15 protein-coding genes are annotated in these 16,259 nt (G+C 40.9%); 10 read left to right on the forward strand and 5 right to left on the reverse strand.

From position 1 onward, the window contains the following. Positions 1-14 precede the first annotated feature (14 nt). Genes rpmB through ABZD21_RS18515 form a run of 3 tightly spaced genes read left to right on the forward strand, consistent with a single transcriptional unit; the run spans position 15 to position 612 of the window. On the forward strand, positions 15-257 hold the full coding sequence (rpmB, locus tag ABZD21_RS18505) for a 50S ribosomal protein L28 (protein ID WP_372776615.1): 243 nt from the start codon (positions 15-17) through the stop codon (positions 255-257). An 11-nt stretch (positions 258-268) separates the two neighbouring features. After that, positions 269-451: a 50S ribosomal protein L33 gene (gene rpmG, locus ABZD21_RS18510; RefSeq protein WP_372776616.1), complete on the forward strand. Its 183-nt coding sequence runs from the start codon at positions 269-271 to the stop codon at positions 449-451. Between the two features lie 8 nt (positions 452-459). Then, positions 460-612, forward strand: a complete 153-nt coding sequence (locus ABZD21_RS18515) for a DUF4295 domain-containing protein (RefSeq protein WP_372776617.1) — start codon at positions 460-462, stop codon at positions 610-612. A gap of 78 nt (positions 613-690) precedes the next feature. Here ABZD21_RS18515 and ABZD21_RS18520 read toward each other — a convergent pair whose 3' ends face one another. Both ABZD21_RS18520 and ABZD21_RS18525 read right to left on the reverse strand, forming a co-directional pair. Next, positions 691-1,455 (reverse strand): TIGR03915 family putative DNA repair protein, encoded by a 765-nt coding sequence (locus ABZD21_RS18520; protein WP_372776618.1) that lies wholly within the window; start codon positions 1,453-1,455, stop codon positions 691-693. A gap of 3 nt (positions 1,456-1,458) precedes the next feature. Continuing rightward, positions 1,459-2,763: a putative DNA modification/repair radical SAM protein gene (locus tag ABZD21_RS18525; RefSeq protein WP_372776619.1), complete on the reverse strand. Its 1,305-nt coding sequence runs from the start codon at positions 2,761-2,763 to the stop codon at positions 1,459-1,461. Positions 2,764-2,877: 114 nt separating this feature from the next. On the opposite strand from ABZD21_RS18525, the gene ABZD21_RS18530 reads away from it, so the two are divergent. The 3 genes from ABZD21_RS18530 (at position 2,878) to rimO (ending at position 6,156) form a co-directional block, all read left to right on the forward strand. Beyond that, complete coding sequence (locus ABZD21_RS18530; RefSeq protein WP_372776620.1) at positions 2,878-3,645, forward strand: XRE family transcriptional regulator; 768 nt, start codon at positions 2,878-2,880, stop codon at positions 3,643-3,645. Between the two features lie 94 nt (positions 3,646-3,739). Further along, complete coding sequence (gene ftsY / locus ABZD21_RS18535) at positions 3,740-4,690, forward strand: signal recognition particle-docking protein FtsY (protein ID WP_372776621.1); 951 nt, start codon at positions 3,740-3,742, stop codon at positions 4,688-4,690. A gap of 173 nt (positions 4,691-4,863) precedes the next feature. Further along, positions 4,864-6,156 (forward strand): 30S ribosomal protein S12 methylthiotransferase RimO, encoded by a 1,293-nt coding sequence (gene rimO / locus ABZD21_RS18540; RefSeq protein WP_372776622.1) that lies wholly within the window; start codon positions 4,864-4,866, stop codon positions 6,154-6,156. A 30-nt stretch (positions 6,157-6,186) separates the two neighbouring features. Here the strand turns inward: rimO and ABZD21_RS18545 are convergent, their stop codons facing one another. Beyond that, positions 6,187-7,188, reverse strand: a complete 1,002-nt coding sequence (locus tag ABZD21_RS18545; protein WP_372776623.1) for an alpha/beta hydrolase — start codon at positions 7,186-7,188, stop codon at positions 6,187-6,189. 520 nt (positions 7,189-7,708) lie between these two features. Here ABZD21_RS18545 and ABZD21_RS18550 point away from each other — a divergent pair. The 4 genes from ABZD21_RS18550 to ABZD21_RS18565 all read left to right on the forward strand — a co-directional run bounded on the left by ABZD21_RS18550 (position 7,709) and on the right by ABZD21_RS18565 (position 13,756). Further along, complete coding sequence (locus ABZD21_RS18550) at positions 7,709-10,435, forward strand: 2-oxoglutarate dehydrogenase E1 component (protein WP_372776624.1); 2,727 nt, start codon at positions 7,709-7,711, stop codon at positions 10,433-10,435. Positions 10,436-10,450: 15 nt separating this feature from the next. Then, entirely contained in the window at positions 10,451-11,692 is a 1,242-nt protein-coding gene (gene odhB, locus ABZD21_RS18555) for a 2-oxoglutarate dehydrogenase complex dihydrolipoyllysine-residue succinyltransferase (RefSeq protein ID WP_372776625.1), read from the forward strand. 256 nt (positions 11,693-11,948) lie between these two features. Next, the gene (locus tag ABZD21_RS18560) at positions 11,949-13,031 is read left to right on the forward strand and encodes a sensor histidine kinase (RefSeq protein WP_372776626.1); all 1,083 of its coding nucleotides are present in this window, start codon (positions 11,949-11,951) and stop codon (positions 13,029-13,031) included. Further along, entirely contained in the window at positions 13,028-13,756 is a 729-nt protein-coding gene (locus ABZD21_RS18565; protein WP_372776627.1) for a LytR/AlgR family response regulator transcription factor, read from the forward strand. The genes ABZD21_RS18560 and ABZD21_RS18565 overlap by 4 nt, the downstream gene beginning before the upstream one ends. A gap of 3 nt (positions 13,757-13,759) precedes the next feature. On the opposite strand, the gene ABZD21_RS18570 is transcribed toward ABZD21_RS18565, so the two are convergent. Further along, positions 13,760-15,022 (reverse strand): hypothetical protein, encoded by a 1,263-nt coding sequence (locus ABZD21_RS18570; RefSeq protein ID WP_372776628.1) that lies wholly within the window; start codon positions 15,020-15,022, stop codon positions 13,760-13,762. Next, a partial coding sequence (locus ABZD21_RS18575; protein WP_372776629.1) for a DUF4270 family protein occupies positions 15,015-16,259 on the reverse strand: 1,245 nt, incomplete at its 5' end. The genes ABZD21_RS18575 and ABZD21_RS18570, both read right to left, overlap by 8 nt.

The following is a 16,259-nucleotide window of genomic DNA, read 5'->3' on the forward strand; positions in this document are numbered from 1 at the left end:
AAAAAATAAAGACAATGTCAAGAATTTGTCAAATAACCGGTAAAAAAGCGATGGTGGGAAATAATGTTTCTCACTCGAAAAGAAGAACCAAACGTCGGTTCAGTCCGAACTTGTTCAATAAAAAATTCTATCTTCCAGAAGAAGATCGTTGGATTGTGTTGACTGTTTCGGCCGCTGGATTGCGTACCATTAACAAAAATGGTTTGAGTTCTGCATTGAAAAATGCGAAAGAAAAAGGTTTGGTAACAACTATTTAAAAGCGTAAAAAATGGCTAAAAAAGGAAATAGAGTTCAGGTTATTCTGGAATGTACCGAACAAAAGGAAACTACTGTTCCCGGAACTTCACGGTATATTACAACTAAAAACCGTAAGAATACAACTGAGCGTTTGGAGTTGAAAAAATACAACCCAAACTTGAAAAAAGTAACTGTACACCGCGAAATTAAATAATTTGAGATATGGCAAAGAAAGCAGTTGCATCATTACAAAAAGGAGCTGGTAAAGGATATGCAAAAGTGATTAAAATGACTAAATCACCTAAAACCGGCGCATTTACATTTCAAGAGAGCGTAGTGCCAAATGAAATGGTTAAAGATTTCTACAAGAAGTAAGATATACTTTCGATACGAAAAAAAGCTTTCACAAATGTGAAGGCTTTTTTTGCTTTCCACGGGCTGGTTTGTCAGGGTTTAGTTCTTTTCAGTCAAAAATTTCCAATATCGGCGTGGCATGTGCTGACGTTGCAGTTTCTGGTTTTTACGTTCTTCAATATTTATATGCTTAAAATAGCTTTTCCAAAGTGTCTGGTAGAAAACCTCATCTTCTTGCAACAGGTTTTGATCCAGCTTGCCGTTGTGTATGGCAAATGTTTTGTCGTTCAAAGTCACTTCGCTGATATCCCGTAAGTTATAAAAGAATCCATAGTCTCGCTTTGTATCGTAAATGAGCCACTGTTGGTCGGAAAAACGCTCCTTGAAATGTTTGATTGCGTAGGGTAAAACATCGTATTGCGGGTCAATGGGCGCAAAGTAAATCTTGTCTGCAGTTTGCTGAAAGCGAACAAATTGGAGAATTCGCATTGCTTCCTGCAATACCTGACGTTCAATTTTCTTCAGTGCTAGAATGTCCGGGTCGCCATAATTGGTGTCAAGTCGCGTTTCGGAGGCGAACGCACGCTGCATAAAACGGAACAGGCGCATCTCAATACCTTCAGCTTCCGACAGGAAAGTGAGGATTGGAAGTTCGTGGTTGCGGGGATGAAGCTTTTGTTGAATCGCCGTCCATACTCGTTGTGACTTTGGCTCGCTGGTTTCTATCAGGATGTGGTCTGCAAACAAGTTGTTTTGGAAAGCCGTGTCACGATAAATGTTGCTTACCTCAATTTTTTGTGCATAGCAATCAAAAACGGCTGTCAAAAATCCGGCAAATGTTCCATCGTAAAGTAGTTCCACCATTGGTTAATGTTTGAAGTTTTTAGGAAGTTCTGCCGGCAATTTCGATTCCGTGAAATGAAATAAGCTTAATTGCGTATCACCGGTCTTGCGATATTTGGTTTGGCTTTCGTGAATGATATGGTTGCGCAAAATCTGCGGATCACCATAGCGATTTCTAGCCGGGAGTTCGTTGCAAGTGACGAAATATTGAGCTCTTTTCATGACTACACCAATTTTTTTCAGGTGCATGCTATTTAGTTTGCGAAAACGTCTTGAGTCTACAATCATCCGGGCCGATTGAACTCCAATCCCCGGAACCCGGAGGATCATTTCGTAGTCGGCCCGGTTAATGTCGACCGGGAACAGATGCAGATTTCGCAACGCATAAGCCAGTTTTGGGTCAATTTCAAGGTCCAGAAAAGGTTGGTTGTCGCTCAAGATCTCATCGGCCTTAAAATGATAAAAACGCATCAGCCAATCGCTTTGATATAATCGGTTCTCCCGCACCAGAGGAGGTGTTTGTAGTGTAGGAAGTCGCTTGTCGTATTCGTTAACAGGTAGATATCCGGAATAATAAACCCGCTTTAAGTTCTGGCGATGATAAAGACCCGATGCCAATGTTAAAATTTGGTGGTCGGTTTCGGGGCTGGCACCAACAATAAGTTGGGTGCTCTGGCCTGCCGGAGTAAAGCGTTCGGCATATCGATATTTCTTCTTTTCATCCTTGTACCGCACAATCCCGTCCCGAATCTGATCCATTGGTTGAAGCACGGTATTATAGTTCTTTTCAGGCGCCAGTCGTTTTAGCTGTTGTTCTGTTGGAATTTCAATATTCACGCTCAAGCGGTCGGCAAATAACCCGGCCTGCCTAATAAGTTCCTGACTTGACCCCGGAATGGCCTTCAGGTGAATGTAGCCGTTGTAGCGCTCTTCTGTTCGTAATTTCTTGGCCACGAGCATTAATCGTTCCATCGTATAATCTGGATTTTTTATTACGCCGGAACTGAGGAAAAGTCCTTCAATATAATTTCTTCGGTAAAAATTAATTGTCAGATCAACAACCTCCTGTGCTGATAATGTTGCCCGAGGTCGATCGTTTGTCCGCCGATTAATGCAGTAGGCACAATCGTATATGCAATGATTAGTCATCAGTATTTTTAGCAGGCTCACACATCGTCCGTCTTCAGTAAAGCTGTGGCATATGCCCGAAGCAACAGCACTTCCGATTCCGCCGGAATTCCGTCGGTTATTGCCACTCGACGCGCAGGATACATCATACTTGGCAGCATCGGCTAATATTTTTAGTTTATCGATGGCTGATGTCTTCATATTGGCTATATTTATTGATCGAATTCAAAATGACCTTTCAAAAATAGCTAATAATATTAGTCCGAACTAAATATATTAGCTATTTTTATCCATGCGGCTAAAAATATAAGCGAAATGAATTTTCTTTCTGAAAACCTAAAATTTCTCCGGCAAAGTCATCAGATGACTCAGCAGGAATTGGCAGAAAAAATTGGTTTGAAAAAATCTCATATTGGGGCATACGAAGAGGGGAGAGCGACTCCTAAAATTTCGGCAATTCAACAAATTGCGGTCCTGTTTAGGTTGACATTAGATCAGTTGATTGGTGTTGATTTGAGAAACAACTATACCGGGAATGTGACAGCGAAAGAAACGTTGAAAATCTTGTCAATCATGGTCAATACGCAAAACGAAGAGCTGATAACGATCGTTCCGGTCAAAGCTTCAGCTGGCTATTTGAATGGCTTCGCCGATCCTGAGTATTTGGGAAAACTAGCCGCTTTTAATATGCCGGTACCCGAATTATCGCCAGGAAAAACCTATCGGGTTTTTCAAATTACGGGAGACAGTATGCTGCCCGTTCAGCCTGGATCGTATGTTTTTTGTGAGTTTGTTGAGTCTGTTGCTGACCTAAAAGAAGGTCATCCGTATGTTCTGATCACTAAAGACGAAGGTCTGGTTTACAAGCGGGTATACGCCAGAGGTGCCAGGCAGTTTTTGCTGAAATCGGATAATACGGTTTATGATCCATATGTTGTTGATGGCGAAAATGTTATAGAGATATGGAAGGCTGATGGTGTTCTAAGCTTCAACCTACCACAACCCAGTCACCTGGAAATTAGCCGTCTTTCTGATCTGCTGACAGAAATGAAAGAAGAAATCAGGCAGCTTCGGGAGGGGTGATCTGTTCGTTATCAACCTGTTAGCTAATCTACTTGAACGAGTCCGCTTATTCGGCAATATTTTGTAAATTGCGGCACTTAAAAAACAAGTTGTTATGGGTCTTTTCGGAATTTTTTCCAAAGCTAAAAAAGAAAGTCTCGATCAGGGTCTTTCCAAAACCAAGGAAAGCGTTTTTCAGAAGTTGGGTCGTGCAGTCGTTGGTAAGTCTAAAGTTGACGACGAAGTATTGGACAACCTTGAAGATGTGCTGATTAGTTCTGATGTTGGCGTTGACACTACCTTGAAGATTATTCGCCGTATCGAGAGCCGGGTTGAACGCGATAAATACCTCGGTATAGATGAGTTGAACCAAATTTTGAAGGAAGAAATCGCTGCTTTGCTGGAAGAGAATAATACGTCTGATGTGACCGATTTTGAGCTTCCGAAAAGTGAAATTCCCTATGTGATTATGGTTGTTGGTGTGAATGGAGTTGGAAAGACGACGACCATCGGTAAGTTGGCCTACAACTTTAAACAAGCCGGTAAAAAAGTAGTTTTAGGTGCTGCCGATACCTTCCGCGCTGCTGCAATCGATCAGCTCGAAGTTTGGGCCAAGCGTGTTGATGTGCCAATTGTTCGTCAGGATATGGGCTCAGATCCCGCTTCAGTTGCATTCGATACCTTAAAATCAGCAAAAGCTTCGCGGGCTGATTTGGTGATTATTGATACAGCCGGACGGTTGCATAACAAAGTGAACCTGATGAATGAGCTGTCAAAAATCAAGAAGGTCATGCAAAAGGTGATTCCGGATGCACCGCACGAGGTTCTTCTTGTGTTGGATGGTTCAACGGGGCAAAACGCTTTTGAGCAAGCTAAGCAATTCACCAAAGCAACGGAAGTTACTTCTTTAGCGTTAACAAAACTCGATGGAACAGCTAAAGGTGGTGTGGTGATCGGGATTAGCGATCAGTTTAAAATTCCGGTGAAATATATCGGAATTGGCGAAAAGCTCGAAGATTTGCAAATATTCCGTCGTGCTGAATTTGTCGATTCACTATTTTCTTAAAAAACAAAAAGCACTAATTAATAAGAGCGGGTTTATACCTCAAAAGTTGATTTGGAGCAGGTTTTTGTGCCAAAACACAAGGTTTTTGCGGTATTGGTGTAGCCGATTGTGTGTGGAGCCGCAACCAGAGTGAAGTTGGATTGTTGTAGATGACGAATTAATAAGATTTGAAGATGAAGAGAGGTAAAGTAAATATCATGACGTTGGGCTGTTCGAAAAACCTGGTCGATTCGGAAATGCTTTTGAATCAACTGGATTTAAATGGATTCCAGGTTGTACATGATTCAGATAAAGATGATGCCAACATTGTCATATTAAATACCTGTGGTTTTATTGCCGATGCCAAAGAAGAATCGGTAAATACGATCCTTAATTTTGCTGACGCCCGTAAATCGGGTAAGTTAGATAAATTGCTGGTAATGGGATGTTTGTCGGCCAGGTATAAAGAGGATTTGACCACTGAGATACCAGAGGTTGATAAGTTTTATGGTAAGTTCGACTTCAAGGAGATCATCAAGGATTTGAACGCCAATTTTTATGAGCAAAAAATGTATCACCGCATTAAAACGACTCCGTCACATTTTGCTTATCTAAAGATTAGTGAAGGCTGTAACCGCCATTGTTCATTCTGTGCCATTCCTCAGTTTACCGGAAATCACAAATCGCGCGAAATGGAAAGTCTGGTTGCTGAAGCTACAGATCTGGTGGCCGGTGGAGTTAAAGAAATATTGGTCATCGCTCAGGATTTATCATACTATGGCATTGATCGTTACGGTGAAAGCAAGTTGGCTGAGTTGATTGATAAACTGGCAGACATTGAAGGGTTAGAATGGATTCGTTTGCATTACGCTTATCCGTCGAAATTTCCGGCTGATGTGCTTACGGTAATGCGGAAACGCACAAATGTTGCTAATTACCTCGATATTCCACTCCAGCACATCACCGATCGAATGCTAGGGATCATGCGACGTAAAATTACGAAAGACGAAACAATCGCGCTGGTAAACAAAATTCGGGAAGAAGTACCTGGCATTGCTTTGCGTACCACGTTCCTTGTTGGTCATCCCGGAGAAACAGAAGAGGATTTTGAAGAACTGAAAGCGTTTATTCAGGAATATCCGTTCGAAAGAATGGGAGTATTTGCCTACTCGAGTGAGGATGACACCTACGCCTATAAAATGTACAAAGACGACATTCCCGAGGAAGTAAAGGTAGAAAGAGCGGCAGAGTTAATGGAAATGCAACAGGCGATTTCCGCTCGTTTTAGTCAGCAGCAAATTGGCAAAAAACTTCGGGTTTTGGTTGATCGCGAGGAAGACGAGTATTTCGTTGGACGCAGTGAATACGATTCTCCTGAAGTTGACTGCGAGGTATTGATCGACAAATCAGATGAAATACAGGTCGGTAATTTTTACGAGGTTGAAATAAATGATGCGACAGAGTTCGATCTCTTTGCTTCATTATAAGATTGAAGAGTCGGGTAAAACCGGCTCTTTTTATTTTCGCTCAATTTTCAATACATCTTCGGCAAATTTGATTGCTGCCTGCTCAACTTCGGGTTGCGTTTTCGAGAACATTCCACAACCAATAACATGTACTCCGGCATCGAATGACTGAGCTCGTTTTTGGGCCTCCGGTGTTCCTAATTCCTCAAACATCTTTAGGGCTGCATCTACTTTTACTACTTCATCCTGATGAGTTTCATCCTTATAATAATAACCAAGAAATACCGGTGCTTTTACTCTAAGGAAGGTATGTTGAGTCATGGTTGATTCGACCAGTTGTTGCAGATATACAATAGCTTCGATACGGTACACGCAGTTCCAATAGTCGCATTCGCTATCGTCTGGATTTGTATTAACTGTCCGGAAGTCGCCTCCATAAACCAAACGCGCAATTTGCAACCCCCAAGGTTTAGAAAGTAAAAATGCAGCGGAATTGTTGATCGCAATATTTGGAGAAAGTAAAATTAAAGCATCCACCAGATCGGGAAATTCTGCTGCCAATTTTAACGATAAAGTTCCACCCGTGGAGGTGCTCATGATGATTGTCTTTTTTCCTAATTTTCCGGCAATAATTAAGGCTTCTTTCGCCGACTCGTAAAGCCGGTCGGGTGTCATGTCGAGCAGCGGATCCGGTACATCAAGCCCATGCGATGCTAATCGCGGTAAAAAGGCATTCATTCCAAAGTGCCGGGCAAAATTAAGGTGTGTCGGATTGCCTTCCATGCGGGATGCCGAGAATCCGTGCAGGTACAGGAGGCTCCATTCAGTTTGCGATTTTAGACTGTCGTTGGCCCAAATAATTTTACTTTCATTATTTCGCTTTACAGGGAATGAGTCTTTCTGAAGTTCTAAAAATTTATCGAGTTCAGCTCTTTCTATTGGGATTACAGGAAGCTCATTCCGCAACTTCGGATCAGGAAATGTTGGACCTGCAACATATATAAAACCCAGCATGAGGATAAAAGCGATTAGGATTCGAAGAGATCTTTTCATGAGAAATGTAATTTTGGAACGAATATAATACAAAGGCATCCTTTGGAGTAAAGGTTTAGCTTTTCCATCGATTATTTCTCTTTCCCTATCGTTTTTTTTGTAATCATCCTTCTGTCCTGACCAATCACCATGCCTAACATTCTCCGGAGTCCTCAGATTAAATCAGAGTTGATTTTGTTTTATACAGGTTTCTATTTACTTCATCGAAATTGATTTAGTATCAACCATTCTGATTATTCGTTTGTCTGGCCGGTGAAGTAGTTTTAACATTCTTTTCGGCCCGAAAAACACATCCTTTTTTTCGAATAAATAAACAGACAACCTATTAAAAAGTCTAATTTTGCTTTAAAATTGGTTAGGTTTAATGGTTTATTTTGAATTGTTCCATTTAAGACATTGTCGAGGGCAAAAAATTAATTTTCGGGCAGAATTCAAAACATTTGTTAAACTTTAAAAACCACTATTTGTTACTCTTTAGAACTTTTCAAAACAGAAAGTCGGAATAATCGAACAGAACAAAATGGACAAATATTCGCAAGTTGGAAATCAGGAGATTGCTGCTGTTGATGAGCTATATCAGGATTATTTGAGAGATCCTGAAAGTGTAGACGAAAGTTGGAGATATTTCTTTAAGGGGTTTGAATTAGCCCGCACAAATTATCAGAGCAAGTCGGAATTCTCAGGAGAAAATATTGATAAAGAATTTGCTATTCTGAATCTAATTCATGGTTATCGCCAGCGCGGGCATCTTTTCACAAAAACCAACCCGGTTCGAGCCAGAAGAAAGTATAAACCAACCCTCGATATCGAAAATTTCGGTCTTGAAAAGGCTGATCTAGAGAAGGTTTACCAAGCAGGTAATAGCCTTGGAATTGGCCCGGCAAAACTGAAAGATATTGTCGCGCATTTGGAAGCCACTTATTGCGATTCAATAGGGGTCGAATACATGTACATTCGGCATCCGGAGATAGTTGAATGGATGCAAAAGAAGATGGAGAGCACCAAAAATTCTCAATTATTTTCTGCGGAACAGCGTAAACACATTTATTACCATTTAAAGGTCGCTGTCGGTTTCGAAAGTTATATCCATAAGAAATTTGTCGGTCAAAAACGGTTCTCGCTCGAAGGAGCAGAGAGTTTAATTCCGGCGCTTGACGCAGTAATTGAGCATGGTGCCGAATTAGGAATCCAGGAATTCATATTGGGTATGGCTCATCGCGGGCGCTTGAATGTGCTAAGCAATATTATGGGTAAACCCTACGATAGTATTTTCAAAGAGTTTTACGGAACAGAGTACGAAGAGGATATTTCAATGGGAGATGTGAAATATCATTTGGGGTTTGAAAATACAATAACATCTGACAATGGATCTAAAGTCGAACTGAGTTTGGTGCCCAATCCATCGCATTTGGAAACGGTTGCCAGCTTAGTTCAAGGAATGTCACGCTCGCGAATCGATGCGTTATACGACGGCGATTCTAATAAATTGGCGCCGATTGTCATTCATGGCGACGCAGCAATTGCCGCTCAGGGAATCGTCTACGAAGTGATCCAAATGTCGCAGCTAAAAGGATACCGAACTGGGGGGACCATTCATTTGGTAATCAATAATCAGGTAGGGTTCACAACCAATTATTTAGATGCTCGTTCCAGTACATACTGTACCGACATAGCGAAAGTTACCCGTTCTCCCGTTTTTCATGTTAATGGAGACGACGTTGAAGCTTTGGTCTATACCATTAAAATGGCGATGGAGTTCCGTCAGAAGTTTCACTCCGATGTTTTTATCGACATTCTGTGCTACCGTAAATATGGTCATAACGAAGGTGACGAACCTCGTTTTACACAACCCCTGTTGTACAAAGCAATTGCCAAACATAAAAATCCACGCGATATTTATGCTGAAAAATTGATTTCAATGGGTATAATGAGCCAAGACGAAATACAGGAGGAAGTCATAAATTTCGATAATTACCTGGATGATATGTATCGGGAATCGGAGAAAATTGAAAAATTGAAAATCAAACAATTTCTGATCGAAGAATATGAGAATTACCGTAAACCATCGAATTTTGATTTTTCGAAACGAGTGGACACAAAAGTCACGAAGGAGAAGTTAATTGCTTTGGGGCAGAAAATAACGACTTTGCCGGCTGATAAAATCTTCTTTAATAAGGTCAACCGAATTATCGCCGACAGGAAAATGATGTTGTCGGATGATAAACTTGATTGGGCAATGGCCGAACTTTTAGCCTATGCTACTTTGCTCGACGAGGGACATCCTGTGCGAATTAGCGGTCAGGATTGTGAACGGGGGACTTTTGCTCATCGCCACGCAGCTTTTGTAGTTGAAGACATGGATGAGAAATACTTCCCATTGAAGAATATTTCCCCCAATCAGGCACCGTTCCATATCTATAATTCACATCTTTCAGAGTATGGGGTAATGGGCTTCGAATATGGTTATTCGATGGCTCAGCCGAACGCATTAACAATATGGGAGGCTCAGTTTGGCGATTTTACAAATGTTGCTCAGGTAATCATCGATCAGTACATTACTTCAGCGGAACAAAAATGGGGATTGATGAATAATCTTGTGCTCTTTTTGCCTCATGGATACGAGGGGCAGGGGCCAGAGCACTCAAGCGGACGTATTGAACGGTTTCTGACTTTAGCTGCGAACAACAATATGCAGGTGGTTGTTCCAACCACTCCCGATAGTCTGTTTCACTTATTGCGTCGTCATTTACATTGGAACACGCGAATGCCTTTGGTGGTTTTTACCCCGAAAAGTTTATTGCGTCACCCCATGGTTAGCTGTACTTTAGAAGAATTGGCCGATGGTGGTTTTAATGAGGTTATTGATGATAAAATGGCCCGACCGGCTAATGTTACTCAAATCGTGTTTACATCGGGGCGGCTGTATTACGACTTGGTTAAGGCTCGGGTTGATCGGGGAGATGAGTCAACAGCAATTGTTCGCATCGAGCAGCTTTTCCCGCTGGCTACTGACCAGATCGAAGCTACGCTGAAAAAATACAAGAAAGCAAAGCGGTTGATTTGGGCACAAGACGAGCCGGAAAATATGGGAGCATGGCCTTTCCTTCAGCGTAAGTTGAAGCATTTGAATTTAGAGTTGGCTTCACGTCCCGAAAGTGGAACTCCGGCCGGCGGCCTGATGAGACAGCACAACCTTCGCCTTGAAAAAATTATGAATACAATATTTAGCGAATCAATTTTCGCTTGAAAAAAATAAAAAACCATGATTATTGAGATTAAAATACCTACACCTGGTGAGTCTATCACAGAGGTGGAGCTAGGTAAATGGCTTGTCGATGATGGAAGTATCGTTTCGAAAAATGAGGAAGTTGCCGAAATTGAGTCAGACAAAGCAACGCTGACGTTGGTAGCTCCGGAAACGGGCAAAATTAGTTTTAAGGTTGAAGAAGGTGTTACTGTTGCTGTTGGCGAATTAGCTTGTACCATCGATACTGATGCAGCAGGCGAAGTTGCGTTGGATCCGCCCGTTGCAGCCCAACCGAAAGCGGAGCCTGAGACGATTAAAACAGAAGCTTCCACCGAAAAAACGTCATCGGCCGATCAACGAAGAATTAAAACAACAGCCGTTGCACGCGAGATAATGGAAGAACACCACTTGTCGGTCGATGACATCATTCAAGGTTTGCAGCGCATTGGTAAAAAAGAGGTTGAAGCTGTAATCAACCAACCGACATCGACTCAAAAGATGGAGTCTGCCCCGAAAAATCTGTTTTCCAGAGATGAATCGCGCGAAAAGATGAGCATGCTGCGAAGAAAACTGAGTCAGCGACTGGTTGCCGTAAAAAATGAAACCGCGATGTTGACGACTTTTAACGAAGTCGACATGAGCCCGATTATGGAAATTAGAAAACAGTTTCAAAACAAATTCATCGAAAAGCATGGCTTAAAACTTGGATTCATGTCCTTTTTCACAAAAGCGGTAGCTACAGCTATGCAGTTTCATCCAGCCATTAACTCAATGATTGATGGCGAAGAAATCCTGACACCCCAGTTTGTCGATGTTGGAATTGCGGTGCAAACACCAAAAGGTTTAATGGTGCCAATTGTAAGAAATGCAGAAAGCAAATCGATTCCTGCCATCGAGCTAGAGATCAAGGAGCTAGCCGAAAAAGCCCGTTCAAAGAAAATCTCGGTGGAAGAACTAACCGGTGGAACTTTTACTATAACCAATGGCGGAACCTTTGGGTCGTTGCTTTCGACTCCAATTATTAATCCGCCACAATCGGCTATTCTTGGGATGCACAACATTGTCGATCGTCCGATGGCGGTTGACGGCCAGGTTGTGATACGTCCGATGATGTATCTGGCGCTGTCCTACGACCACCGAATTATCGATGGAAAGGATTCGGTAGGTTTTCTGGTAAAAGTTAAATCACTGCTCGAAAAGCCACAATTATTACTAACCGACGGCAAATTGCCTGAAGAATTATTACTCGAATTATAGCAGGTTTATTCAGTACTTTGAAAAACAAGCAGGGTAACTTTTCGTCCGGTTATTCTGCTTGTTTTGTCATATAGAAACTCAGCTGAAACGATCTCTGTTTCAATTACGTTAGTAGGAAATCTGAAATAAGGTAGGAATTCAATTCGTGAAGATCGCTAGGTTGCGTCGGAGTTTGAGTTCTTAATTTTTTATTCCATTTTTGTGACCAATCTATTTGTTTCCGAAAAATAGCAAGTGTTTATAATTGTATTGTTTAATGGTCACACGTCAAGAAAATAAGGTACTGATTGTCTGCTCAAATATATTTGTGTGGCTGGTAGTTACGATAATATTTCACTTTTTACTAAGAGCCTTTAATCAAGGTGAAAACTACTTCCGATTAATCAAAGGGCTTGTTTTTTTAGCATTAGTTTTTTATCTGAACTACTATTTGCTTATCCCTCGTCTTCTTTCTCCCCGTAAGTTGAAACGCTATGCTTTTTCAGTAGTCGGTTTTTTAGCTTCGATTCTTTTACTAAACTATTATCTCGAGCTATCGCTGCGCGAACTGTTAAACATACCTCCACCGATCCTTCAACAGACCAATCGGAATGATTGGATGGCCTCATCAACAAAGCCAATTTTTATTAACTTTGGAATGACTTTGTTATGCTTTATTTCGTTAGCTGTAAGCACTAGTATTCGGGTTACTCGCGAGTGGTTTAAGAATGAAAACCAGCTTAAAGAGATTGAGAATAAAAAATTGATCGCAGAGCTGTCATACCTTAAAGCTCAGATAAATCCGCATTTTTTCTTCAATACGTTGAATGGAATTTATGCCTTGGCTCGTCGTAAATCGGATAAAACTCCTGAAGTTATCATGATGTTGTCAGTGGTTATGCGGTACATTATTTATGAAGCAAGTGCACCGAAAGTGTTGTTGAAAAAGGAAATAAGACATATTGCAAATTTCATCGATTTGCAGAAGCTTCGTTTGGCTGAGATGGTTAAAATAGATTTTCAGGTAAGCGGAAGTCCCAAAAACCAGATGATCGAACCTTTATTGTTTACAGTATTGGTTGAAAATGCCTTCAAGCATGGCATCGATTATTCAAAAAGCAATACGATTCGGGTCTTTTTTCAAATTAAGGACGAAGAGCTTTGTTTTATGGTTTCAAATCCGGTGGTTGCAAAACAACGAAAACAACTTAATCCGCCCGAAGAAACAGGAATTGGGATGGAAAATATTAAGAAAAGGCTGGATTTATTGTATCCGGAACGACACGAATTGAATGTGACTGAAAAAGATTCGTTATATACAGTTGAATTAAAACTTATAATTGATAATCAAGTACCATGAAATGCATAATAATTGACGACGAGCCGTTGGCTCAACAAATATTGGAGGATTACATTTCAAACATTCCATTTTTAAAACTGGAGAAGAAATGCAGTTCTGTTTTTGAGGCTCTTGATATTCTTCAAAAGACAACTATTGACCTTATATTTTTGGATATCCATCTGCCAAATGTCTCTGGAGTTGAGTTCATTAGTAGTCTGGACACTAAGCCGATGTTTATTTTCACCACAGCTTATTCTGAATATGCACTAGAAGCGTTCGAACTGAATGCGGTCGATTACTTATTGAAACCAATTCCGTTTAAACGGTTTTTGCGTGCTGCCAACAAGGCTTACCAGCTTTATGCTTCGAACCGGAAAGTCAAGAGGGAAGAGGTAAGCGAGAATTTAGATTCGGAGCATGATTTTATTATGGTGAAATCTGATTACAAATCGGTGAAGATTCAGTTGAATCAGGTGTTGTATATAGAGGGGCTGAAGGACTACGTGAAAATTTATATTCAGAATGAAGACAAGCCTATTATAACGCTCAATTCCCTAAAAAAAATGGCCGACAGTTTACCGTCGAACCATTTCCTTAGAGTTCATAAATCATTTATTGTGAATACCAATAAAATCAAATCTGTTACAAAGAACCGGATCATCATCCATGACCGCTGGATTCCGGTAGGCGATAATTACAAGAGCGATTTCCAAAGCTCTGTAATTAACCGCTTTACCTTGTAAAAATTAATTAATTTTTCGTTGTTGAAACCATAGATCTTTCAAGGAGAATCCCATTCGCAGGCGAACAAAGTTTTCCTGGATAAGTTGCTTGGATGTAGTTCCTTTTGTACCGGCTTCAAAACTGACATCAACTTTTGATTTGTTGTTGCGAATTGGCACACCAAAACCACACGATACATTGTATTCGTCTAACTGGATGCCTCGAAGCTGGAGATACGATTTGGCATATTGAAACCCGATACGGTAACTTACTCGTTTGTATAAGGGAGCCATGAAATTTTCGGTTGGTGTAAACTCTAACCCTGTTCTGAAATAGGGGTTGTTTTTTAATGTCACACCACTTAAATCATAATCATAATCAGACCACTTTTGGAATCCGGCATCAAGTGCATAGAGTAGGTTTTTGTTGTTGCTAACTGCAATACCAATCCCAAATTCTTCAGGAATGTTAAAGTTATCTTCGTATTCACTACTCTCGTCATATATTGAACCACTGGAGCTGTATGTTGTAACGTCGTGACGATTAACTAATTGTTGGCCAGGGCAGTAGATGGCTCCAACCGTTATGCTGTAGTTTTTAACATCGAACGCATATTGTGCACCGAATTCCCAATAGAAATTGTGAAAATAATCCGTCGTTTCGTTGATTACTGAATTACTTCCGATAATAGTCAGGTCGTGATATTGGGTTTGTTCAACCGTACCAAAAAGGAACGACGTTTTAAGACCGATTGAAAGAGATTTGACGGGCTCGTAAGAAATTACGGCATATGCCCTGCTGATATCGCCGGTGCCGATAATAGAGAGCGGATATTCGGCATTAACACCTTCAATTTCTGCTGTCGTATTAATTTCGTAGCCCGTTGAGCTAAATGGATTCAGACCAAAACCAGCGGATATTTTTGAATTGATCCGCCACCCTAAAGCCAGGTAGCTAAAGTTAGCGTTTTGCAAACTTGCCGACTCACCTTGTGATTTAAAAGTCGAGTACGTGCCGTCAACTCCGGTATCGAAAATGAAGTTTAAACTGTCGATACCACTGTACGAGGCTGGGTTCAACGTGTTGATGAAGTTATTTGAGCTCAACGCGAAACCGGCACCACCCATTGCAGAGTTCACTGGGTTTAGTTGCGAGCGTAGTTCACCAAGTCCATACATTGAATAGGGTGAACGCGTATTGTTTTGAGCCTTCCCTGCAATTGGTTGCATGAAAAGAAAGCCCAATGTTAGGGCAAATAGACTGACAGGGATGGATCTCTTATTCATTTTTTAGAAAATAAAGGTTCAACTTTGGACTCAGCGTACCGACTTTGCTGTCTGTGAAAAGGAGTAACTGCGAATTATCATACCAATTATTGCCGGAGAACATTACTAAAAGTCCAATATTTGTATCGTAGTAATAATCAGTTAATTCAGTCAGGAAATAATCAGATAGATCAGCGATGTAGTAATGTGTACCCGTTAAATAATTGGACACAAGTGTTGCGGTTACGCTTGTTTCTGTTCCCGACGAACTGGTCGTTGTAAGGTTGTCTCCGATCTTATTCGTTTTACCCGATGTGTAAAAAATCAACGTAGACGGTAAATCCCGATAATTGTTTTCCGTAGATGGTATTAAAACTAAGCTCGCTTTTACTAATACATGATCATCCAAAGTGAAAATACTATTGATCGTTGGAAAATCGATGCGACAAATAACTCCGGTGCTTCCCTGTGTGTAGGCTAGTCCGTTAGCGTTGGCCGACGAGATTTCTTCTGTCCTGGAAACAAGATTTTCGAACGATGTTCCCGATCGGTCTGTAATTGCCTGATTGAAGTTTGTATAATCAGTAGTTAAGTTAAATTCGTACTCGTTCTCAGTAACATCAGCTTTAACGATATGCGTGTACATTTTCATTTTAATACCGCCATCGGTGGTATTAAAGCCCAGAATTGCTTTAGAATCTGGCGCAACCAAGACAAAACCTCTCAAATATTCGTTCAGAAGATCATTTGTGCTAACTGAATCATCCTGCTCCACAAACAGATTAAAAAGTTCTTCTGCAAAATCATTGTCAAGCCTAAACTCAATACTGTCTTCCGCATTCGGATAGGGCGTAAAGCTATAGGTCGTCAGTGGCTCTTCGTCATAGGGGAAAGAACTGTTGTTGAAAAGATAGTCAGTTGTTGAATTTACATCCATTAGCTCCAGTTCTTCTTGTAATCGATGAAGTTGAATGGTGAATGTTTCAGTGGTATCACCAATACTGAATCCGGAGTAATTAAGTATTAAGGTCAGTGAGTCTAAAATTTCAGTGTCGGATCCTGTATTGTCTAAAATTGACGAAATGTCACTTGCCCGATCGAAATTGAAATAATGGCGTAATTCGGTCGTGCCAATCTGGTTGTTTGAATAAGTACCTACTAACCCTCTGGTGGGGTTGGAAGTCACAATTGAATCCATAATAACAGTGGAGAACTTGATGGAAAAACTATCTGTCATTAAAATAGTCGATTCAGTTTC

It is taken from the genome of Mangrovibacterium sp., from assembly GCF_041596335.1.
In the GTDB taxonomy this organism is placed as follows: Bacteria; Bacteroidota; Bacteroidia; order Bacteroidales; family Prolixibacteraceae; genus Mangrovibacterium.

Coding starts and splice junctions, on each gene's coding strand:
- ABZD21_RS18550 (WP_372776624.1), top strand. CDS start 7,709: ATGGACAAATATTCGCAAGTTGGAAATCAGGAGATTGCTGCTGTTGAT.
- ABZD21_RS18515 (WP_372776617.1), top strand. CDS start 460: ATGGCAAAGAAAGCAGTTGCATCATTACAAAAAGGAGCTGGTAAAGGA.
- ABZD21_RS18560 (WP_372776626.1), top strand. CDS start 11,949: ATGGTCACACGTCAAGAAAATAAGGTACTGATTGTCTGCTCAAATATA.
- ABZD21_RS18565 (WP_372776627.1), top strand. CDS start 13,028: ATGAAATGCATAATAATTGACGACGAGCCGTTGGCTCAACAAATATTG.
- ABZD21_RS18570 (WP_372776628.1), bottom strand. CDS start 15,022: ATGAATAAGAGATCCATCCCTGTCAGTCTATTTGCCCTAACATTGGGC.
- ABZD21_RS18520 (WP_372776618.1), bottom strand. CDS start 1,455: ATGGTGGAACTACTTTACGATGGAACATTTGCCGGATTTTTGACAGCC.
- ABZD21_RS18525 (WP_372776619.1), bottom strand. CDS start 2,763: ATGAAGACATCAGCCATCGATAAACTAAAAATATTAGCCGATGCTGCC.
- odhB (WP_372776625.1), top strand. CDS start 10,451: ATGATTATTGAGATTAAAATACCTACACCTGGTGAGTCTATCACAGAG.
- ABZD21_RS18530 (WP_372776620.1), top strand. CDS start 2,878: ATGAATTTTCTTTCTGAAAACCTAAAATTTCTCCGGCAAAGTCATCAG.
- rimO (WP_372776622.1), top strand. CDS start 4,864: ATGAAGAGAGGTAAAGTAAATATCATGACGTTGGGCTGTTCGAAAAAC.
- ftsY (WP_372776621.1), top strand. CDS start 3,740: ATGGGTCTTTTCGGAATTTTTTCCAAAGCTAAAAAAGAAAGTCTCGAT.
- ABZD21_RS18545 (WP_372776623.1), bottom strand. CDS start 7,188: ATGAAAAGATCTCTTCGAATCCTAATCGCTTTTATCCTCATGCTGGGT.
- rpmG (WP_372776616.1), top strand. CDS start 269: ATGGCTAAAAAAGGAAATAGAGTTCAGGTTATTCTGGAATGTACCGAA.
- rpmB (WP_372776615.1), top strand. CDS start 15: ATGTCAAGAATTTGTCAAATAACCGGTAAAAAAGCGATGGTGGGAAAT.